This is a genomic window from Kitasatospora sp. NPDC093550, assembly GCF_044764985.1.
Taxonomy (GTDB): domain Bacteria; phylum Actinomycetota; class Actinomycetes; order Streptomycetales; family Streptomycetaceae; genus Kitasatospora.
Map to the genome: position 1 here is coordinate 209,535 of NZ_JBIWJF010000011.1, position 20,670 is coordinate 230,204.

The 20,670-nt window shown below is 75.4% G+C and carries 16 protein-coding genes; 15 read left to right on the forward strand and 1 reads right to left on the reverse strand.

Annotation, left to right across the window (positions count from 1 at the left end):
• Nucleotides 1–20 precede the first annotated feature (20 nt).
• A complete protein-coding gene (locus ACIRD3_RS19845; protein ID WP_402218112.1) occupies nt 21–473 on the reverse strand; it encodes a hypothetical protein in 453 nt (150 codons plus the stop codon).
• Between the two features lie 200 nt (nt 474–673).
• Between ACIRD3_RS19845 and ACIRD3_RS19850 the strand changes: the two genes are divergently transcribed.
• The 15 genes from ACIRD3_RS19850 (at nt 674) to ACIRD3_RS19920 (ending at nt 20,604) form a co-directional block, all read left to right on the forward strand.
• Nucleotides 674–916, forward strand: a complete 243-nt coding sequence (locus ACIRD3_RS19850; RefSeq protein WP_402218114.1) for a DUF1918 domain-containing protein — start codon at nt 674–676, stop codon at nt 914–916.
• Between the two features lie 12 nt (nt 917–928).
• The gene (locus ACIRD3_RS19855) at nt 929–3,523 is read left to right on the forward strand and encodes a cation-translocating P-type ATPase (protein ID WP_402218117.1); all 2,595 of its coding nucleotides are present in this window, start codon (nt 929–931) and stop codon (nt 3,521–3,523) included.
• 505 nt (nt 3,524–4,028) lie between these two features.
• The gene (locus tag ACIRD3_RS19860) at nt 4,029–4,901 is read left to right on the forward strand and encodes a universal stress protein (RefSeq protein WP_402218120.1); all 873 of its coding nucleotides are present in this window, start codon (nt 4,029–4,031) and stop codon (nt 4,899–4,901) included.
• Nucleotides 4,902–4,992: 91 nt separating this feature from the next.
• Nucleotides 4,993–5,526, forward strand: coding sequence for a flavodoxin family protein (locus ACIRD3_RS19865; protein WP_402218123.1), 534 nt, complete (start codon nt 4,993–4,995; stop codon nt 5,524–5,526).
• A 231-nt stretch (nt 5,527–5,757) separates the two neighbouring features.
• Entirely contained in the window at nt 5,758–8,682 is a 2,925-nt protein-coding gene (locus ACIRD3_RS19870; RefSeq protein WP_402218126.1) for a cation-translocating P-type ATPase, read from the forward strand.
• Between the two features lie 303 nt (nt 8,683–8,985).
• Nucleotides 8,986–11,349 (forward strand): phosphoenolpyruvate synthase, encoded by a 2,364-nt coding sequence (ppsA, locus tag ACIRD3_RS19875; protein ID WP_402218129.1) that lies wholly within the window; start codon nt 8,986–8,988, stop codon nt 11,347–11,349.
• Nucleotides 11,350–11,694: 345 nt separating this feature from the next.
• Nucleotides 11,695–11,973: a dsRBD fold-containing protein gene (locus ACIRD3_RS19880; RefSeq protein WP_402218131.1), complete on the forward strand. Its 279-nt coding sequence runs from the start codon at nt 11,695–11,697 to the stop codon at nt 11,971–11,973.
• A gap of 222 nt (nt 11,974–12,195) precedes the next feature.
• Nucleotides 12,196–13,212, forward strand: a complete 1,017-nt coding sequence (locus ACIRD3_RS19885; protein ID WP_402218134.1) for a zinc-dependent alcohol dehydrogenase family protein — start codon at nt 12,196–12,198, stop codon at nt 13,210–13,212.
• 429 nt (nt 13,213–13,641) lie between these two features.
• Nucleotides 13,642–14,481, forward strand: a complete 840-nt coding sequence (locus ACIRD3_RS19890) for a hypothetical protein (RefSeq protein WP_402218136.1) — start codon at nt 13,642–13,644, stop codon at nt 14,479–14,481.
• On the forward strand, nt 14,478–15,962 hold the full coding sequence (locus ACIRD3_RS19895; RefSeq protein ID WP_402218138.1) for an NADH-ubiquinone oxidoreductase-F iron-sulfur binding region domain-containing protein: 1,485 nt from the start codon (nt 14,478–14,480) through the stop codon (nt 15,960–15,962). The genes ACIRD3_RS19890 and ACIRD3_RS19895 overlap by 4 nt, the downstream gene beginning before the upstream one ends.
• A gap of 119 nt (nt 15,963–16,081) precedes the next feature.
• Nucleotides 16,082–17,227, forward strand: a complete 1,146-nt coding sequence (locus ACIRD3_RS19900; RefSeq protein ID WP_402218141.1) for a 4Fe-4S dicluster domain-containing protein — start codon at nt 16,082–16,084, stop codon at nt 17,225–17,227.
• Nucleotides 17,224–18,033, forward strand: coding sequence for an FAD/NAD(P)-binding protein (locus ACIRD3_RS19905; RefSeq protein WP_402218144.1), 810 nt, complete (start codon nt 17,224–17,226; stop codon nt 18,031–18,033). The genes ACIRD3_RS19900 and ACIRD3_RS19905 overlap by 4 nt, the downstream gene beginning before the upstream one ends.
• A complete protein-coding gene (locus ACIRD3_RS19910) occupies nt 18,030–18,821 on the forward strand; it encodes an oxidoreductase (protein ID WP_402218146.1) in 792 nt (263 codons plus the stop codon). Before ACIRD3_RS19905 ends, ACIRD3_RS19910 begins: the two co-directional genes overlap by 4 nt.
• Nucleotides 18,818–20,113 (forward strand): Ni/Fe hydrogenase subunit alpha, encoded by a 1,296-nt coding sequence (locus ACIRD3_RS19915; protein ID WP_402218149.1) that lies wholly within the window; start codon nt 18,818–18,820, stop codon nt 20,111–20,113. Before ACIRD3_RS19910 ends, ACIRD3_RS19915 begins: the two co-directional genes overlap by 4 nt.
• Nucleotides 20,110–20,604, forward strand: a complete 495-nt coding sequence (locus tag ACIRD3_RS19920) for a hydrogenase maturation protease (protein WP_402218152.1) — start codon at nt 20,110–20,112, stop codon at nt 20,602–20,604. The genes ACIRD3_RS19915 and ACIRD3_RS19920 overlap by 4 nt, the downstream gene beginning before the upstream one ends.
• Nucleotides 20,605–20,670: the final 66 nt, after the last annotated feature.

The window sequence follows — 20,670 nt, forward strand, 5'->3', positions numbered from 1 at the left end:
CAGGACGGCGTCCGAGACGATCAGTCCGTTCGACCGGGGGCGCCGACCGGATGTCCGGCGTCGTTCAGCCCCACCGGGAGCGCCGTCCCGGTGGCCGTGCCGTCCGGCACGGGGATGCTGCCCGTACCGGGCCCGACCGGGTACGTCCAGCGCGCCGGGGCGTGCTCCCGCGCGCTGCCCGCCCTGGGGTCGTCCGACAGCGCGGGGCCCGTGGTGACGGCCGTGACGACGTGCCGGTGCCGGGCGGCCTGCGCCGCATCGTCGGCCTCCGCCCGGTACACGACCAGGGCCGTGACCGCCGCCAGGACGAGGGTGACGAGCACCATCAACGCCGCCCCGGCCACCAGGCGGCTGTACGCCCGGTCGAGCGGACGGCAGAGCGGGTTGCGGTCCCGGCCGACGGCCCGGCGAAGGTGCCCGCGCAGGGACGTGCGCGAGGTGGGGCGCCTGTGCGTGGCGGCTACGGCGGACATGACGCGCCTCCTCGGTACCGGGATGCTTCCTCTGCTCTCACGGATCAGTCTGGCGAGCCCGGTTCCGCTTCCCCGAGGGCCGTACGGGCCCGGTGCCGGGGACCGACCGGCCCCAGCTCGGGCCCGGCGCCTGGTGGTGCCATGGAAGGAGGACGGCGGCCGGCCCCGGCCCCGCCCCGCACCGAGCCAGGGAGGACGTCATGAGAGCCGCCGTGGGAGACCGCATCATCGTCCAGGGCACCCGGCCCGGTGCGGCGCGCAGGGACGGCGAGATCGTCGGCCTGCACCATCCGGACGGCAGCCCGCCGTACGACGTGCGCTGGGCGGACGACGGCCGGGTGACGGAGTACTTCCCCGGGCCGGACGCCCGGATCCACCACTTCGAGCACCGCCCCGAGCCCGCCGCGACCGCACCGTCCCACCCGCACCTCTTCGCCGACTGACGGACCACCGCCGTGACGGTCGCCGCCCACGCCCCGGCGCGCGGACTCACCGGTCCCGACGCCGCGCGACTGCTCGCCGAGCACGGCCGCAACGAGGTCGCGGCCGACCACCGGGTACCCCTGTGGGCCCGGGTGGCCGCCCAGCTCCGGGATCCCCTGATCACCGTGCTGCTCGCGGCCGTCGCCCTGACCCTCGCGATCGGCGACCATCCGGACGCGATCGTCATCACGCTGGTGATCGTGATCAACACCAGCGTGGGCGTGGTCCAGGAGGTCCGGGCGGAGAGCGCCGTCGCGGCACTCTCCCGGCTCTCCGCCCCGGCCGCGAGGGTGGTGCGTGACGGGGTGCAGCGCACGGTGCCGTCGGCCGAGATCGTCCCGGGAGACGTCGTCGCCCTCACCGAAGGCGACATCGTGCCGGCCGACGCCCGGCTCACCGAGGCGGCGGCGCTCCTGCTCGACGAGTCGATGCTGACCGGTGAGTCCCTGCCGGTGACCAGGTCTGCCGACCCCCGGGCCCCGGGGGATGACGCGGTCCGGGCGGGGACGGTCGTGCTGAGGGGCCGGGCCCTGGCCGTGGTCACCGCCACCGGAGCCGACAGCGCGCTCGGCCGGATCGCCGCCATGCTGCGGCCCCGGCCCGAGCCCACGCCGCTCCAGCGGAGGCTGGCCGGGCTCGGGCGGGTGCTGGCCGCCGTGGCGGTCGGCCTCTGTGCCCTGGTCTTCGTCCTCGGCCTGCTCCGGCAGCAGCCGCCCGGCGAGATGGGGGTGACGGCCATCAGCCTGGCGGTCGCCGCCGTACCGGAGTCACTGCCGGCCGTCGTCACGCTCGCCCTCGCGCTGGGCGCGCGCCGGATGGCCGCCCGCCACGCCGTGGTCCGGCGACTGCCGGCCGTGGAGACGCTGGGCTCGGTCACCGTGCTGGCGACCGACAAGACCGGCACCCTCACCGAGGGCCGCATGGTCGTCGAGCGCCTCTGGACACCGCGTTCCACGGCCACCGTGACCGGTCTCGGATACGGACCGGCCGGTGGGATCAGGATCGACGGAACCACCGACGGCGCGGTGCAGGGAGCCGCCGACGGCGCGGTGAACGGAACCGCCGACATCGCGGTGAACAGCCTGCTCACCGCCGCCGCGCTGTGCAACGACGCCGCGCTGCGCCCGCCGTCCGGCGGGGACGGCCAGTGGGGAGCACTCGGCGATCCCACCGAGGCCGCCCTGCTGACGGCCGCCGGCAAGGCGGGCCTGGACCACCGACGGCTGCGGGAGACCCACCCCCGGGTCGCCGAAACACCGTTCGACAGCACCCGCAAGCGGATGAGCACCGTCCACCGCACGCCCCACGGCGGCCTGCTGGCCTGCCTCAAGGGCGCCCCGGAGACCGTCCTCGACCCCACCGTCCTGGCCGATCCGCCGGAGCTGCTGGAGCGGGCCCGGCGCGCGGCCGCCGCCCTCGCCGCCGAGGGCTACCGGGTGCTCGCCGTGGCCGAGCAGGACCTCGACCGCCTGCCGGAGCCGCCCGAGGAGGCCGAACACGGCCTGCGGCTGCTCGGCCTGACCGCCCTGGCCGACCCGCCCAAGCCGTCGGCGGCCGCCACCCTGGCCACCTGCCGCCGCGCCGGCATCCTTCCCGTCCTGATCACCGGCGACCACCCCGCCACCGCGCGCGCCCTGGCCGTCCGGGTCGGTCTGCTCGAACCGGGCGCCGGACCGGAGGTCGTGGTGAACGGGCAGGCCATCGCCACCGGTGCGGTCAGCGACCTCACCCGGGCACGGATCTTCGCCCGTACCGACCCCCGCCAGAAACTCGACATCGTCCAGGCCTGGCGGGCCCGGGGCGCCGTCACCGCGATGACCGGCGACGGCGTCAACGACGGCCCCGCCCTGCGGCAGGCGGACATCGGCGTCGCCATGGGCCTGCGCGGCACCGAGGTCGCCCGCCAGGCCGCGGACCTGGTCCTCGCCGACGACGAACTCGCCACCGTGGTCGGCGCGGTGGAGGAGGGCCGCCGGGTCTACGACAACATCCGCCGCTTCCTGGTCTTCGGCCTGTCCGGCGGCGCGGCCGAGATCCTGGTCATGCTGGCCGGCCCGCTCTTCGGCCTCGCGCTGCCGCTGCGCGCGGGCCAGATCCTCTGGATCAACCTGCTCACCCACGGCCTCACCGGCGTCGCCATGGGTGCCGAGCCGGTCTCACCCGGTGCGATGACCCGGCCCCCGCGCCCGCCGCACCAGCACATCCTGGGCTCCGGCGTGTGGCAGCGGGTGCTGCTGCTCGGCCTCGTCGTCGCGGCCGCCTCCCTCGGTGCCGGGCTCTGGGCCCACGACGCCGAACGCCCCTGGCAGACCGTGCTGTTCCTCGCCCTGCTGGCAGCTCAGCTCGGCACCGTCCTCGGCCTGCGCGAACGTCTGCTGACCCGCGCCAACCTCTTCCTCCCGCTGGCCGTCCTCGCCTCCGCCGCACTCGCGGCGGCCGCCCTCTACCTGCCGTTCCTCCGCGACGTGCTGGACACCGCGCCGCTGTCCTGGAGCGATCTCGCTGCCCCCGCAGCCGCCGGACTCGCCGGGTTCGCGGCGGCCCGGCTGCGCAAGCAAGGGATCTAGGAACCGAATCGCCACCCATGTCAAGGGGAAGGGGCGCGCCGGCTGAAACCAGCGCGCCCCTCGCACACCCGTTGGTCGTGCGCCCCGATTCATCGCGCAGGGCGCGCGCTCCCGTACAGGCCGACTCGGCGGCCGGCCGCCGGTGTGCGTCGGCGATGGACCGGGACGGCGGAGACGACAGCCAGGCGGTGTTCGCCTCAGTAGGGCAGGCGGCGGCCGGACGGCGTCCGCAGGTCGAGCGGTGGGGGCTCGTTCGGGCGGTTCGGCCTGGTGACGACCTTGATCCGGACCATCGTGCCCACCTCCTCGTTCGGCTTCGCGTTCCACCTTGCCGCCGGCGGATCGGCGGCCCCAGGGCTCCCCGGGCCGACCCGGACCGCCGGACGGTGACGTTCCGGCCGGGACCGGCGGTCCGCCGCGGCTGGGCCGGTCGGCCCTCGCGGCGGGGCCGGACCGGTGCCTAGCGTGGAAGCACGCCCGCGAACGCCGAACCGAGGAGGACGCCATGGCACCCGCGAGCTCCGAGGGCCCCGGCCGATCCGTCGTCCTCGGTGTCGACGCGCACGACACCGGCAGCATGACCGCCGCCTGGGCCGCCGACGAGGCCGATCGCCGGGGCCTCCCGCTGAGGCTTGTGCACGCCGTCCCGCCGCTGTACCGCGAGTTCCGGCACTTCGACGGGGACCGCTACCACAAGGCCCTGCTCGCGCGGGCCGAGCGGGCCCTCGACCGGGCCGGGGCCGTGGCCTGGGGCCGGCACCCGGGGTTGACCCTGACGACCGATGTCCCCGATGACCTCCCGGCCCCGGCGCTGTGCCGCGAGTCCCGGCACGCCGCGCTCGTCGTCCTCGGCTCCCGTCGGCTGGGCCGGGCCGAGGAGGCGTTGAGCGCCTTCTCGGTGGCCGTTCCGGTGAGCGCCCAGGCCCACTGCCCGGTGGTCGTGGTCCGCGGTCCCGAGCACACCACCCAGGACCCGCCGTACGTCGTCCTGGGCGTGGACGGCAGCCCGTCCTCGGAGCCCGCCGTCGACTTCGCCTTCGATCTCGCGGCCGAACGCCGGGCGGCCCTGCGCGTCCTCTGGGTCTGGCAGCGGCCGCCCGTCGGCAATCTCGACGAGGCCGCCACCGGGCGGATCCTGCGCCGGCAGCTCTTCGAGTCGACCGCGGGCCGCCGCGCCCTCCACCCGGACGTCACCGTGACCCACGAACTGGTCCACGGCCACCCGGTCGAGGAACTCGCCCGGGCCTCCGAGCACGCCCTCGCCGTGATCGTCGGCCGCCGGGGGAGCGGCGGCTTCACCGGCATGCGGCTCGGTTCCGTTCCCCACGGACTGCTGCACCGCGCCCACTGCCCGGTCGTGATCGTCCCGCACGGCTGACGGGACCGTCCGGCCGTCCGATCCGGCCCGAACGGCCCATCCCCTCCTCCGGGTCGGGTAGCGAGGCTGGAGCTGACGAAAGGTGGAGACCATGCACACCGTGATCGTGTACGAGAGCATGTACGGCAACACGCGGGAGATCGCCGAGGCGATCGCCGACGGCGTTCACCAGGCGGACCCCGAGGCAGCCGTGGACTGCCTCCCGGTGGCCGAGGCCGACGCCGAGCTCACCCGCTCCGCGGACCTGCTGGTGGTCGGCGGACCGACCCACATGCACGGCATGTCCTCCGGGCTCAGCCGTCGGATGGCGGCCATGGCCGAGGCACGCGAGGAAGGCCACGAAGAGGCCGCCGCCCAGGCGCGGGAGGCCATGGAGGGCCCGGGCCTGCGCGCTTGGTTCCACGACCTGCCGAAGACCGGAGCCGCCGTCCACGCCGCCGCGTTCGACACCCGGGTCGACATGCCCCGGGCCGGCGGCGCCGCCCACGGCATCGCCCACCGGCTCTCCCACCGCCACTACGACGTCGTCGTCGAACCCGAGGGCTTCATCGTGGAGCGCAACGACGGGCCACTGCGCGCCGGCGAACTCGACCGTGCCCGCGCCTGGGGCGCCAAGCTGGTCTGACCGCCGGCTCCCGACCCTCGCCGCGGGTACCGCCGGCCCTACCCGCGGCAGCCCCTGTCCGACAGGGCCGAGCGGCCCTGCCACCCGGTGGGCGCACCTTCCTACGGTGACGATGAGGCCCGGAGCACCCCATCCGGTGGAGGACGTGATGACACCCAGCAGCGAACACGCGGCCGTGCGCCGCCCTGCCGGTGCCACCGGCCCGGGCGGGGCGGACGACCGGGCCTGACCATGGCCGGCGACAGTCGGACCGCACTCCGTGCCGCTCCACCTGCAGCGGGTGAGGCCACCCCTGAGCCGCGTGAGCCCATCGCCCTGCTCTTCCGCGACCTGCGGACCTCACCCGACGGTCTGAGCGAGCGCGAGGCAGCCCGCCGACTGACCGTGTACGGGCCCAACACGCTCGTACGCCGCGAGGGCCGCCGCTGGCCGCGCGAGCTGGCGCACCAGTTCACCCATCCGCTCGCCCTGCTCCTGATCTGCGCCGCCGCGCTGGCGGCCGTCAGCGGGGCCCCGAACCTGACGGGCGCCATCCTCGCGGTGGTCGGGTTGAACGCCCTGCTCGCCTTCGTCCAGGAGCGGCAGGCCGAGCGCGCCGTGGAGGCCCTGGCCGGGTTCCTGCCCGACGACGCGACGGTGGTCCGCGAGGGCCGGCGTCGGTCCGTGCCGGCGACGGAGCTGGTGCCCGGCGACGTCCTGGTGGTCGAGGAGGGTGACCGGGTCTCGGCGGACTCCCGCCTGCTCTCGGGCGGGGTGGAGGTCGACCTCTCGGCGCTGACCGGCGAGTCCGTACCGGTGTTCCGCTCCGGCGAGGCCACGGAGGGCTCGGGACCGCTGCTGGAAGCCCGTGACCTGGTCTTCTCCGGCGCCGCGTGCACCGGCGGAGCCGCCGTGGCGGTGGTGACGGCAACGGGCATGCACACCGAGCTCGGCCGGATCGCCGCCCTCAGCCAGCGCACCCGACGGGAGGAGAGCCCGCTGGAACAGCAGGTCAAGCGGGTCGCCCGGCTGATCGCGGTGATCGCGGTCGGCGTCGGACTCGCGTTCCTGCCGATGGGCCTGGCGGCCGGCCTCTCCCTGACGGCGTCGGTGGCCTTCGCGGTCGGCCTGCTCGTCGCCAACGTGCCCGAGGGCCTGCTGCCGACGATCACCCTGGCGCTCGCCTCGGGTGTCCGCGACCTCGCCCGGCGCGGAGCGGTGGTCAAGCGGCTGTCCGCCGTGGAGACCCTCGGCTCGACCACCACGATCTGCACCGACAAGACCGGAACGCTGACCGAGAACCGCATGCGCGTCACGGAGGTGTGGACCCCCGGAACCGAGGCGAACGGCGACCCCGTACCGGACCACGAAGCCCTGACGCTCGCCGACGCGGCCGCCACCTGCACCACCGCCGATCCCGCGGCGGGTCACGGCGACCCGACCGAACTCGCCCTCCTCGACCTGGCCGCCCGCCTCGGCGGCGACCGCACACCGGCACGACGGGACGGGGAACGCCGAGCGCTGTTCCGCTTCGACCCGCGCATCAAGCTCATGACCACCGCGGACGCCCGCCACGGCACGGTCGTCCTGCACACCAAGGGCGCCCCCGAGGAGGTGCTCACCCACACCACCCGGCTGCTCGACCACGGTCTCGAGCGCCCGATCACCCCGGCCGACCGCACCGAGGTCGTCCACGCCGTCGGCGGGATGGCGGCGCGCGGCCTGCGCGTGCTCGCCGTCGCGCGCCGCGCACTCCCGCCCGGCCGGCCGCCCCCGGGCCGCCGCGAGGAGGCCGAACGGGACCTCTGTCTGATCGGCCTGGTCGCCATGTCGGACCCGCCGAGGCCGGAGGTGGCGGAGGCCATCCGGAGGGCCCACCAGGCCGGGATCACCGTCCACGTGGTCACCGGCGACAACGGGCTGACCGCGGCGGCCGTCGCCGAGCAGGTCGGTATCGGTCACCGGGGCATGCGCATCGTCACCGGCACCGAGCTCGACGCGATGCCCGACGACCGCCTGGACGCACTGCTGGCCCGCGGCGAGGAGGTGATCTTCGCCCGGACCTCGCCCGAGGCCAAGCTGCGCATCGCCGACGCGCTGCGGGCCGAGGGCCACACCGTCGCCATGACCGGTGACGGCGTGAACGACGCGCCCGCCCTGCGCCGCGCCGACATCGGCGTCGCCATGGGCCGTTCAGGCACCGAAGTCGCCCGCGAGGCCGCCACCATGGTGCTCACCGACGATGACTTCGCCACCATCATCGCGGCCGTCGAGGAGGGGCGACGCACCTACGACAACATCCGCAAGTTCATCGTCTACATCTTCACCCACGCCGTTCCCGAGGTCGTCCCCTTCCTGGTCTTCGCCCTCGCCGGCGGCGCCGTGCCGCTGCCCCTCACGGTGATGCAGATCCTCGCCATCGATCTCGGCACCGACACCCTCCCCGCTCTCGCCCTCGGTCGCGAGAAGGCCGAACCGGGCCTGATGGACCGGCCGCCCCGGCCCCGCTCGGAGAAGGTGATCCGCCCCGCCATGCTCGCCCGGGCCTGGGGCTTCCTCGGCCTGATCTCCGCCGCCCTGGTCATGGGTGGCTTCTTCCTCACCCTCGGTGCCGCAGGCTGGCACCCCGGCGATCCCACCGGAGTGGGCACCGCCCTCCACCTGCCGTACCAGCAGGCCACCACGGTCGCCTGGTCGGGCATCGTCGCCTGCCAGATCGGCACCGCCTTCGCGGCCCGCACCGATCGGGCGCCGCTGCGGGCCGTCGGCGTGTTCGCCAACCGCCAACTGCTCGGCGGCATCGGCTTCTCCCTCGCTTTCGCCGCCGCGATCGTCTACCTCCCGGCGCTGCAGCACGTGTTCGGCACCGCCGCCCTCTCTCCCGCCCAAGTCCTCGTCGTGGCGCCCTTCCCGTTCCTGGTCTGGGGAGCGGACGAACTGCGCCGTGCGGTCGTCCGCCCGCGTACGAACGAGCCCGCACCCGAAGCCCCGCCCGCACCGGTGACGCCGCCGCCCGGTCCGCCGAGCCCGCACCACCCGCTTCCCACCCTGCTCGCCCGGCACGGCTGGAGTGCCCACCGGCTCACCCACGCCCTCGGCGTCGGGGAGCACGCGGCCGCCGAGATCGTCGCGCACGCCCACCGGATCTCCGCGGAGCACGGCCACCGCACGAGGTGAGCGTCAGCCCGTGGACCCCGCGGCCGGCTCCCCGTCCACCGGACCGCCACCTGCCTCCGGTGCGGCGCGCGCCGATGCCGGAGCGCACCGAAGGCCCCGTGAAGGGCGGTCCACGATGTCGTCGGCGCCGCGTCGACGCCCACTCCGCAGGGTCGACCGGCCCTGCGGGTACCGGCCTACCGGACCGGCTTCCGGAGCCGTCCGCCCCTCGCCGGGGCGCCCCGCCAGGACGGACAGTGGCAGGGACGGAGCCCACGGCGCGCCCGGCGCCGCCGGGCGCCGCGAGTGCGCCTGGAGGCCGCCATGCGCCGTGTCATCCGCTTCCGTGAACTCGGCCGCGAGGACGTCGGCTTGGTGGGCGGCAAGAACGCCTCGCTCGGCGAGCTGATCACCGGTCTCGGCCCGACGGGGGTCCGCGTGCCGGACGGCTTCGCCACGACTGCCGACGCCTATCGTGAGCTGCTCGACGCCGGCGGCCTGCGTGAGCGGATCGTCGAGCAGGTCGACCGGCTCCACCAGGGTGCCCCGCTGCCCGAGGTCGGCGTCGCGATCCGCTCGGCGGTCCTGTCCACCCCGCTGCCGCCCGCCCTCGCACACGAGGTCGTGGCGGCGTACGAGGACCTCGCCCGCAAGGCCGAGCGCGAGAACCCCGACGTCGCCGTGCGCAGCAGCGCCACCGCGGAGGACCTGCCGGAGGCCAGCTTCGCGGGCCAGCAGGAGACCTTCCTCAACGTCCGGGGCGCCGACGCCCTGCTGGACGCCTGCCGGCGCTGCTTCGCCTCGCTGTTCACGGACCGGGCGATCGACTACCGCGAGCGGATGGGATTCGATCACCTCTCGCTGGCCCTGTCGGTCGGTGTGCAGCTGATGGTGCGCTCCGATCTCGCGGGCGCGGGTGTGGCGTTCACCCTCGACACCGAGACCGGTTTCCCCGGGGTGGTGGTCATCAGCGCCGCCTGGGGACTGGGCGAGACGGTGGTGAGCGGACAGGTGGACCCGGACGAGTACACGGTGTTCAAGCCCGTCCTCAAGGACCACCACCTCGACCCCGTGGTCCACGTGCGGCTCGGCGCGAAGCGCCGCAAGGCCGTCTACGGTGAGGACGGCTCCACCACGACCGTCGACACCGACGCCGTCGAGCGGGCCCGCCCGGTGCTCGGGCAGGGCGACATCCGCACGCTGGCCGAGTGGGCCGTGGCGGTCGAGGAGCACTACGGCTGCCCGATGGACCTGGAATGGGCCAAGGACGGCATCACCGGCTGGCTGTTCCTCGTCCAGGCCCGGCCGGAGACGGTGCAGTCCCGGCGCCGGGGTGAGGTGCTGCGCCGTTTCCGGCTGACCGGCACCGGCGAGCGCCTGGTGGACGGCATCGCCGTCGGCGAGGCGATCGGCGCTGGGCCGGTGTACGCGCTGGCCGAGCCGGTCGGTCTGGAACGGTTCCCGCAGGGCGCCGTCCTGGTCACCGAGATCACCGACCCGGACTGGGAGCCGCTCATGAAGCGGGCCGCCGCGATCGTCACCGACCACGGCGGCCGGACCTCGCACGCGGCGATCGTCAGCCGTGAGCTGGGCGTGCCGGCGCTGGTCGGCACCGGCTCGGCGACCGCCGTGCTGACCGACGGGCAGGAGGTCACGGTCTCCTGCGCCGAGGGCGCCGAGGGACACGTGTACGCGGGCCTCGTCGCGTACGAGGCGACCGAGACCGACCTCGGCTCCCTGCCGGCCACCCGGACCAAGGTGATGCTCAACCTGGCCGACCCCGGAGCCGCGTTCCGCTGGTGGCGCCTTCCGGCGGACGGGGTGGGCCTGGCCCGGACCGAGTTCGTGGTCGCCCACCAGGTCCGCGTCCACCCGATGGCGCTGGTCCACCCCGAGCGGCTGTCCGTCGAGGACCGGCGGCTGGTCGACGAACTGGCCTACGGCCACCCGGACCGGACCGACTACTTCGTGGACCGCCTGGCCCACGGAGTCGCCCGGATCGCCGCCTCGCGCTGGCCGGACCCGGTCGTGGTGCGCACCAGCGACTTCAAGACCAACGAGTACGCCCGGCTCATCGGCGGCGCCCCGTTCGAACCCGTCGAGGCCAACCCGATGATCGGCTGGCGCGGCGCGAGCCGCTACTACGACCCCGGCTACCGCGAGGGCTTCGCCCTGGAATGCCAGGCGCTGCGCCGGGCCCGGGACGAGCTCGGCCTGACCAACGTCGTGGTGATGATCCCGTTCTGCCGCACCCCGCAGGAGGCCGACCGGGTACTGGCCGTCATGGCCGACAACGGGCTCGCCCGGGGCGCCAACGGTCTGCGGGTGTACGTCATGGCGGAGATCCCGGCCAACGTCCTGCTCGCCGAGCAGTTCGCCGAACGCTTCGACGGCTTCTCGATCGGCAGCAACGACCTCACCCAGCTCACCCTCGGCGTCGACCGCGACTCCGGCCTGCTCGCCCACCTCTTCGACGAGCGGAACCCGGCCGTCACCCGCAGCATCGAGTCCCTGGTCGCCACCGCCCACACGGCCGGCCGCCATGTCGGCCTCTGCGGCCAACGCCCCAGCAACGAACCGGATTTCACCCGCTTCCTGGTCGAGGCCGGGATCGACTCGATCTCCGTCACGCCGGACAGCTTCGCCGCGGTGAAGCGTGCCGTGGCCACGGCCGAAGAGCGCTGCTGACATGCCGTCCACCTGGCGCACCGTCCACGCCCGGACCGAGAGCCGGCGACGGGCGCCATTCCGGAACGCCGCCCCCAGAGGCCCGTGGGTGCGGGGCTCCTCCGCCTTCAACCCGCGGTACGTTCGGCCTTGTCGGCGAGCCGGTACCGCCCCCGACGGGTCCGTGCCGATGGGGTCCGCCGGGGGGCCGAACGGCCCTGCTGTCCGGAGCCCGGTGGCGGTCTCCTGGACGCAGGGGCCCGGTCCTCGCACCCGGGCCCCGCCGGCGGGCGCGAGACCGCCCGGGCAACCGAACCCCGTCCTGCCGGGGCCCGCGCCCCGGCCCGAGGAACCCAGGAGCCGATGATGACCACGACAGCCCCGAACCCGATGCGCACCAAACGGTGGTCCCTGCGCCTCGACCTCTTCGAGGAGGGCGACACGACCAAGGTCCACGCCGTCCTCGACACGGGCGACAACACCCTGGAGTCCCGCACCACCGCCCGCCGCAACCCCCACGACCCGCCCGTCCCGGAGATCGGCGACGAGTACGCCGCCGCCCGCGCCCTGATCGACCTCGGCCACCGCCTCCTGCGGGCGGGCCTCGCCGATGCGGCCGCCAACGACCGCTCCGAAGGCGCCTGAGGCGACCCGCGCTCTCCGAGGCCGCCCCGGCGTCCACCGGCACCGTCCCGCGTGACCTGTTCGACCCGGTCACCGGCCGCCACGCCGGGTCCGCCGGGCCACGCCCCGCGCCGTCCTGATGACGGACGGGCACCCGCCCGTCAGACTCGACAGGGGCGGCCCCGGACCCACACGCCGAGGAGCGGACGGGAGACAGCCATGGGAGCGGCGGGAGCAGGAGCAGTGGACACCGAGGCCTGGGTGGTCGACCGTCCCGGTCCGGTGGGCGGGCCGCGACCCGGGCCCCTGGTGCGAGAGCGGCGGCCGCTGGACGCACCGGGGCCGCAGGAGATCCTGGTGGAGGTGGAGGCCTGCGGGGTGTGCCGCACCGATCTGCACCTGGCGGAGGGTGACCTCGCGCCGAGGAGGGCGCGGTGCACGCCCGGGCACGAGGTCGTCGGGCAGGTCGTGGCGACCGGCTCGGCGGTCGAGGGGTTCACCGTCGGCGACCGGGCCGGGGTGGCCTGGCTCGCGCGGACCTGCGGCACGTGCGGCTACTGCCGGAGCGGGCGCGAGAACCTCTGCCCCGATTCGCGCTACACCGGCTGGGACCGGCACGGCGGCTACGCCCGCCACCTGACCGCGGACGCCCGTTTCGCCTACCCCCTGCCGCAGGGCCCGCCCGCCGAGGAACTCGCCCCGCTGCTGTGCGCCGGGATCATCGGCTACCGGGCCCTCGAACGGGCCGAACTCCCGGAGGGCGGCCTGCTCGGAATCTACGGCTTCGGCGCCTCCGCCCACCTGACCGCCCAGCTCGCCCTGGCCCGAGGCGCCCGGGTCGCGGTGTTCACCCGGGCCCCCGCGGCGCGCCGACTGGCGCTGGACCTCGGCGCCGCCTTCGCCGGCGACTCCTACGACCAGTCCCCCGAACCCCTGGACGCCGCCATCCTCTTCGCCCCGGTCGGCGACATGGTGCCGCCCGCTCTCTCCGCCCTGGACCGTGGCGGGACCCTCGCCGTCGCCGGCATCCACCTCACCGACATCCCGACGCTCGACTACCAACGGCACCTCTTCCAGGAACGCACGCTGCGCAGCGTCACCGCCAACACCCGGGCCGACGGCCTGGCCTACCTGGCGGAGGCCGCCCGGACCCGCCCGGCCGTCCACGTGACCCGCTACCCCCTGCGACAGGCGGACGAGGCGCTCGCGGACCTCGCCGCGGACCGGGTCACCGGCGTGGCCGTCCTCGTCGCCGGGTAGCGGCCGAGCGGGAAGCCCGGACGGAATCGCACGGGGCGACGCGCCGCAGGACCTGACCCGGGCACCCCGGGGACCGGCCGCGCCCGGGCCGTCGGCCGCCGCCGGTGGCTACCCGCCGGTAGCCGCGGCCGGAGCCCCTCGGTACGTGAGGCCGGTAACACCGGCCGGGGCGGCTCCTACGGCCGATCGTTGGTACGACACCGCCGGTCGGGCCGGTGTCGGGACGCTTCCACGGTGGCCGTCTACGGTGCGTGGTCGTACTGCGGGGCCTTGGGAGCCGGAGCGGGCCGCGCTAAGAATGGGCCGGTCATGCCTCGCCTCCCGCGCCACCAGCGGGCGGCATCCCCGTGCGGGCCCGAGGGGCACCCTGCCACGGTCCCGGCTCCGCGACGAGCCGTGGGATCCGGGCCCGCGAAAGAAGGTGTCCCGATGTCCGGCCACGCCCTGCTCGCCGTGCCCGCGCTCCACCCGGTCCCTCCGGTGGCCGGCCGCGTCCAGGCCTTCCTGGACTACTTCGCGGGTGTCTTCACCCTGCTGTCGCTCACCGCGGTGGTGGTGGGCGGTCTGGTCGCCACCGACCGGCTGCTGCTGACACCGCGCATGCGGGTGGCCGTGCAATCGGCACACCGGGCGACGGCCGTCGCCGCCCTCGGATTCCTGGGCGTCCACATCGCGGTCAAGGTCGTCGAGCGGCACGCCGGCCCGTGGGCCGCGGCGGTCCCCTTCGCGGGCGGCGCCGGCGCGGAGGTCGCCCTGGGCACCCTGGCCGCCGACCTGATGGTGCTGGTCGCGGCGACGGGCGTGGTGCGCGGTCGGTTCGCGGGCAGCCGTCACGCCTGGCTGTGGCGGTTCCTGCACGCCACGGCGTACGCCTGCTGGCCGGTCGCGCTGGCCCACGGGCTGACCGCGGGCCGACCGGCCCACGCCTGGGTGTGGTGGGGCTACGGGCTGTGCGCGGCGGCGGTGGCCCTCGCCCTGCTGGTGCGCACCCTCGCCGGCGCGGGCCGGCGCCGGGCCGCGGGCCTGCACCGGCGGGGGTCGCGCGCCCGCCGCCCCGCCACCGCGCGCACCGTCACGTTCGCCGACCTCGCCGCGCGTTCTTCCAGGGGAGACTCCGGTGGCCGCCCGCTGGCCCGGCCGGTTCCGCCCGCGGACGGGGCCGCGCCCGCGTCCGCGTCCGCCTCCGTGGGCCGCCTGCCGTACCGGCCCCGGCACGCCGGGCCGGCGACGGCCGCGGTGCGCCTGGCCCGTCCCGGCGGTGGCCGATGAGCGGGGGGCCCGCGCTGCCGGAGGTGCGCTGGCTGGCACCCGCGCGGCTCACCGCCGGCCTCGACCGCCGGCGGCGGCTGGACCTCGCGGCGCACCGAACCGTCCACCCGGTGCCGCACCCCCTGTCCCGGGACGACCTGCTCGCACTGGCCGAGAGCGTGGACCTGCGGGGCCGTGGCGGCGCCGGGTTCCCGTTCGCCCGCAAGGCCCGCGCCGCCCTCGCGGCGTCCGACCGCTCCCGCGTGCGCCCCGTCGTCGTGGTCAACGGTGCCGAGGGCGAGCCGCCCAGCGCCAAGGACACGATGCTGCTCGCCCGGGTGCCGCACCTCGTCCTGGACGGGGCGTGCGCGGCGGCGGCCGCGCTCGGCGCGGAGGAGATCGTGATCGGCGTCGCGGCGGGTGCCCCCGGCGAGGGCTCGGTCACGGCGGCGCTCGCCGAGCGCGAGGACGACCTGCCCTGCCCGGCCCGCCTGGTGTGCCTGCCCGAGCGCTTCGTCTCCGGCGAGTCCAGCGCGCTGATCCGCGGCGTGAACGGCCTCGCGGTCGCTCCGGGCACGGTGCGGGCCCGCGCCGCCGACGGCGGGCCCGGCGGTGTCCGGCGGCGCCCCACCCTGCTGTCCAACGCCGAGACGTGGGCCCAACTCGCTCTGCTCGTACGGCTCGGCGCCGACGGGTACACGGCGGTCGGCACCGCCGCGGAACCCGGCACCGTGCTGCTCACGGTCAACCGGCCCGGGGCCGGCCCCCTGGTGGTCGAGGTCCCCGCCGGGACGACCATGGGACCGGTGCTGGAGGCCTGCGGAACCCCCGTGGACGAAGGCGTGCTCGTCGGCGGCTACCACGGGGCCTGGTTGCCCGGCCGGGACGCCGTCGGCGCCCCGCTGTCCCGCAGCGGCCTGGCGGGGCTCGGCGGCACCTTCGGCGCCGGAGCGGTCGTCGCCCTCCCCGGGGACACCTGCCCGCTCGGCGAGGTCGCCCGCGTCGCGGCCTGGCTGGCGGACGAGTCCGCCGGACAGTGCGGACCCTGCCGGCGGGGACTGCCCGACGCCGCCGACGCCCTCGCGGCCCTGGCCGGTGGAGCCGCCGGGCCCCCCGCCCTGGAGCGGGTCCGCGCGGCCCTCGCGGCGGCACAGGGCGGCGGTGCCTGCTCCCACCCGGACGGCACGGCCCGCTTCGTCCTCACCGCGCTCGACGTCTTCGCCCAGGACGTGGCCGCCCACGTCTCCGGGCCCGGATGCCGTCGGCCGACGCTCGGGGTGCTGCCGCTCCCGGGGGAGAGCGGGCCCCGACTGGAGGTGGACTGGTCCCGCTGCACGGGGCACGGCCTGTGCGCCGTGGTGGCGCCCGGGCTGATCCGCCTCGGACCGCACGGCTACCCCGCGTCGACCTCGATGCCCGTCCCACCGTGGCAGCAGCACGCCGCCCGCCGGGCGGTGAACCAGTGCCCCGCCCTGGCACTGCGGCTGGACCGGCGCGACTGACGGCCGGCCCCGCGCCCGGGGCCGCCCGGCCCATGCGTGATCCCGGGAATCGGCGGACAGTGGAACGTAGCGCGCCGCCCACCCCGGGTGGTGCCGGAGACCCGCCCGAGGACAGCCCGATGGACACCACCACCGCACCCCTCGCGGAACTGGACGAAACGGGTCTCGCCGCTCTCGTCGACGTCCTCCGACAACGCGGTTACACCGTGGTCGGACCCACCGTCCGGGACGGCGCGATCGTGCTCGCCGAACTCGCGTCGGCCGCGGAGCTGCCCCACGGTTGGAGCATCGAGGCCGAGCCCGGAACCTACCGGCTGCGCCCGCGCGCGGACCGGGCGGCGTTCGCCCATTCGGCCGGGCCGCAGTCCTGGAAGACCTTCCTGCACCCGCCCCGCGCCCGACTCTGGCAAGCGGACCGCTCCGCGGACGGGAGCATCACGGTCCGGGAGGACGACGATCCGCCGCCGCGCTACGCCTTCCTCGGCGTGCGCCCCTGCGACCTGCGCGCGATCGCCGTCCAGGACCGGGTGCTGACCGGTGGCGCGTACGTCGACCCGGTGTACGCACCGCGCAGGGCCGGCGCATTCGTCGTCGTGGCCGAGTGCACCGAGCCCAGCGCGGTCTGCTTCTGCGCCTCGATGGGCACCGGCCCGGGCCTGCCCCGAGGATCGTCGTACGACCTGGCACTCACCGAGACGGCGGGAACGGACGGGCCGCGCTACACGGTCCGCGCCGGCAGCCCGGAGGGCGAGGAGGTCCTCGCCGCACTCCCCACCCGCCCCACCGACGGTGAGGACGCCCGTACGGCCGTCGCCGACGCCGCCGGGCGGATGGCACGCGGCATGGACCCCACCGACCTGCGCGCGCTGATGGCCGGCACGATGACCGCCGAGCGCTGGGACCAGGTCGCGGACCGCTGTCTGACCTGCGGCAACTGCACCATGGTCTGCCCCACCTGCTTCTGCACCACCACCGAGGAGGTCACCGACCTCACCGGCGACCACACCGAGCGGTGGCGTCGCTGGGACTCCTGCTTCGACCTCGACTTCTCCCACCTGCACGGCACCGGCCCGGTCCGCACCTCCGCACGGAGCCGGTACCGCCAGTGGCTCACCCACAAACTCGGTACCTGGCACGACCAGTTCGGCTCCTCGGGGTGCGTCGGCTGCGGCCGTTGCATCGCCTGGTGCCCCGTCGGCATCGACATCACGGAGGAGGTCACCGCCCTGCGCGCCGAGGCCGCGACCGAGGGGGGAGCGCCGTGACGCACGCGACCACCCCCGTCCCGTACCGGGTGCTGGCCCGCCGCCGGGAGACCGCCGACACCGTCACCCTCGACCTCGTCCCGCTGGACGCCCCGCTGGCACGGTTCCGCCCCGGACAGTACGCGATGCTCCACGCCTTCGGCGTCGGCGAGATCCCGCTCTCCACCAGCCGGATCGACGGAACCGCCCTCGGCCACACCGTCCGGGCCGTCGGCAAGGTCAGCGAGGCCCTGTGCCGGGCCCGGGTCGGCGACCGGATCGGCGCCCGCGGTCCCTACGGCACGGCCTGGCGGACCCCGCCGGCCGGCAGCGACGTGCTGATCGTCGCCGGCGGCATCGGGCTCGCCCCGCTGCGCCCGCTGATCGAGCGGGTCCTCGCCCGGTCCGAGGCGTACGGGACCGTATCGGTGCTCACCGGCTACCGTGACCCGGGCGAGCGGCTGTTCCTCGACGACCTGCCGCGCTGGCGCTCCCGAGCGGACGTCAGGACCACGGTGGACCACCCGGACCCGGGCTGGCGCGGTGCGGTCGGGCTGGTCACCGGCCTGCTGGACGGTGCCGACCTCCGGCCCGGGCGCTGCGCGGCCTACCTGTGCGGTCCGGAGGTGATGATGCGTGCCACCGCCCGGGAGCTGCGGCGCCGGGGTGTGCCCGCCGAACGGATCCGGGTCTCGCTGGAACGCAACATGCGCTGTGCGACCGGCTGGTGCGGCCACTGCCAGCTCGGCCCGGTCCTCGTCTGCCGGGACGGCCCCGTCCTCGGGTGGGACCACGTCGACGACCTGCTGTCCGTCCCCGAGAGGTGAGCGCCGTGGCCCACCCCCCGCGTCTGGCGGTCTGGAAGTTCTCCTCCTGTGACGGCTGCCAGCTCACCCTCCTGGACTGCGAGGACGAACTCCTCGCGCTCGCCGGGCAGGTGGAGATCGGCTACTTCCTGGAGGCCTCCGACCGTGAGCTGCCGCCGCCCTACGACCTCTCCCTGGTCGAGGGCTCCATCGCGACCGCCGCGGACCTGGAGCGCGTCCGGCGGGTCCGCGAGCAGTCCCGCCACCTGGTGACCATCGGCGCCTGTGCCACGGCCGGAGGCGTCCAGGCCCTGCGCAACCTGGCGAGCCTCCCGGAGTACCAGGCCGTCGTCTACGCCCGCCCCGAGTACATCGACAGTCTCGACCACTCCACCCCGGTCTCCGCCCACGTCCCGGTCGACCTGGAACTGCGCGGCTGCCCGATCGACAGGAGGCAGCTGCTGGAGGTCATCACCGCCTACCTCGCCGACCGCCGACCCGACGTCCCCGGCCACAGCGTCTGCTTCGAGTGCAAGCTGCGCGGCACCACCTGCGTCACCGTCGCCCACGGCACTCCCTGCCTCGGACCCGTCACCCAGGCCGGCTGCGGCGCCATCTGCCCGGCCTACGGGCGCGGTTGCTACGGCTGCTTCGGCCCCATGGAGACTCCCAACACCCGCGCCCTGCTCCCGCTGCTGCGCCGGGACGGAGTGACGGAGGCGGACGCCGCCCGGCTCTACCGCACCTTCAACGCCGCGTCCCCGGACTTCGCGGACGCGGCCCGGCAGGCGGACGAGGAGGGCGCATGACCCACCGCAGTGAGCGGTTGCTCAGCGTGGGTGCTCTGGCCCGCGTCGAGGGCGAGGGCGCATTGCACGTCTCCGTCCGCGACGGTGAGGTCCAGGACGTCAGGCTCCGGATCTACGAGCCCCCGCGCTATTTCGAGGCGCTGCTGCGCGGCCGCCGGTACACAGAGCCGCCCGATCTCACCTCCCGGATCTGCGGGATCTGTCCGGTGGCCTACCAGATGAGTGCCTGCCGAGCGGTGGAGAATGCCTGCGGAGTCGAGGTCGGCGGTCAAGTCGCCCAGCTGAGAAGGCTGTTGTACTGCGGGGAGTGGATCGAGAGCCATACCCTGCACATCTACCTCCTGCACGCTCCCGACTTCCTGCACCTGCCGGACGCCTTGGCGCTGGCCCGCACCGACGCGGGCGTCCTCCAGCGCGGCCTGCGGCTGAAGAAGGCGGGCAACGAGATCGTGGAGGTCCTCGGCGGGCGGGCGATCCACCCGGTCAACGTCCGGGTCGGCGGCTTCCACCGACTGCCCACCAGGGCCGAGCTCGTCCATCTGGAAACGGTGTTGGGACAGGCGAGGGCCGACGCCGAGGAGACCCTCGCCTGGGTGGCCGGTTTCGAGTTCCCGTCGCTGACCGTCCGGCACGAGTTCCTCGCGCTCACCGAGGCCGACAGCTACGCCATCGATTCCGGTACTCCCACCGGTGCCCGTGTCGGCCCCTTCGACGCGGCGGAGTTCGAAGCGCACGTCCGCGAGCACCAGGTCCCGCACTCCACCGCCCTGCACGCCACCCTCGACGGCCGGCCCCACCTCACCGGGCCGCTCGCCCGCTGGAACCTCTCCGCCGACCGGCTGCCCGCAGGCATCCGCGACCTCGCGGCCGAAGCCGGCCTCGGCCCGTCCTGCGACAACCCCTTCCGCAGCATCGTGATCCGCGCCGTCGAAGTCCTGTGGGCCGTCACCGAGGCGCAGCGGATCATCGAGCAGTACGAGCCGCCGCCGGGTCCGGCCGTACCCGTCCCGCCGAAGGCCGGCACCGGGTACGGCGCCACCGAAGCGCCGCGCGGGCTGCTCTACCACCGCTACGACATCGACGCGGACGGGCTCGTCCGGGAGGCCGTCATCGTCCCGCCGACCGCACAGAACCAGACCGCGATCGAGACCGACCTGCGGGCCTTCGTCCAGCCCCGGCTGCACCTGGACGACGCCGAACTGACCCGGCAGTGCGAGCGGGCGATCCGCACCTACGACCCCTGCATCTCCTGCGCGGCGCACTTCCTCACCCTCACGGTGGTGGGACGGTGACGACCGGGGCCGGCGGACGCCTCGTCGTCCTCGGGGTCGGCAACGAGTACCGCCACGACGACGGGGCGGCCGTGGCCGTCCTCACCCGGCTGGCCGCCGAAGGCCTCGCCGTGGACCGGCTCGCCCTGTGCGACGGCGAGCCCACCGAGCTGATGGAACAGTGGGAGGGCGCCGACGTGGCCGTCGTCGTCGACGCGGTCCGTACCCATCCGGGAGAACCCGGGCGCATCCACCGGGTCACCGTCGACGTGGACCACCTGCCGGCTGACCTCACGGCTGACGAGGAGGCCTCAGCCGGCACCCACGGCCTGGGCCTCGGCCAGGCCGTAGCGCTGGCGGCCGTCCTGGGGAAGCTGCCGCGCGAGTTGCTGATCATCGCGGTGGAGGGCGCGGACTTCTCCATCGGTGAGGGGCTGAGCCCAGCCGTCGCCGACGCGGTGCCGCGCGCCGCCGCCGAAGTCCGTCGCGCGGTGAACGACCACCGCGCGTGATCCCCGCAGGTAGGACCGTCCCGCAGGACACCCGGCCGGGCAGCGGGGCCGACCGGGGAGCGGGGC

Coding starts and splice junctions, on each gene's coding strand:
- ACIRD3_RS19880 (WP_402218131.1), top strand. CDS start 11,695: ATGACCACGACAGCCCCGAACCCGATGCGCACCAAACGGTGGTCCCTG.
- ACIRD3_RS19850 (WP_402218114.1), top strand. CDS start 674: ATGAGAGCCGCCGTGGGAGACCGCATCATCGTCCAGGGCACCCGGCCC.
- ACIRD3_RS19895 (WP_402218138.1), top strand. CDS start 14,478: ATGAGCGGGGGGCCCGCGCTGCCGGAGGTGCGCTGGCTGGCACCCGCG.
- ACIRD3_RS19900 (WP_402218141.1), top strand. CDS start 16,082: ATGGACACCACCACCGCACCCCTCGCGGAACTGGACGAAACGGGTCTC.
- ACIRD3_RS19865 (WP_402218123.1), top strand. CDS start 4,993: ATGCACACCGTGATCGTGTACGAGAGCATGTACGGCAACACGCGGGAG.
- ACIRD3_RS19890 (WP_402218136.1), top strand. CDS start 13,642: ATGTCCGGCCACGCCCTGCTCGCCGTGCCCGCGCTCCACCCGGTCCCT.
- ppsA (WP_402218129.1), top strand. CDS start 8,986: ATGCGCCGTGTCATCCGCTTCCGTGAACTCGGCCGCGAGGACGTCGGC.
- ACIRD3_RS19845 (WP_402218112.1), bottom strand. CDS start 473: ATGTCCGCCGTAGCCGCCACGCACAGGCGCCCCACCTCGCGCACGTCC.
- ACIRD3_RS19860 (WP_402218120.1), top strand. CDS start 4,029: ATGGCACCCGCGAGCTCCGAGGGCCCCGGCCGATCCGTCGTCCTCGGT.
- ACIRD3_RS19870 (WP_402218126.1), top strand. CDS start 5,758: ATGGCCGGCGACAGTCGGACCGCACTCCGTGCCGCTCCACCTGCAGCG.
- ACIRD3_RS19915 (WP_402218149.1), top strand. CDS start 18,818: ATGACCCACCGCAGTGAGCGGTTGCTCAGCGTGGGTGCTCTGGCCCGC.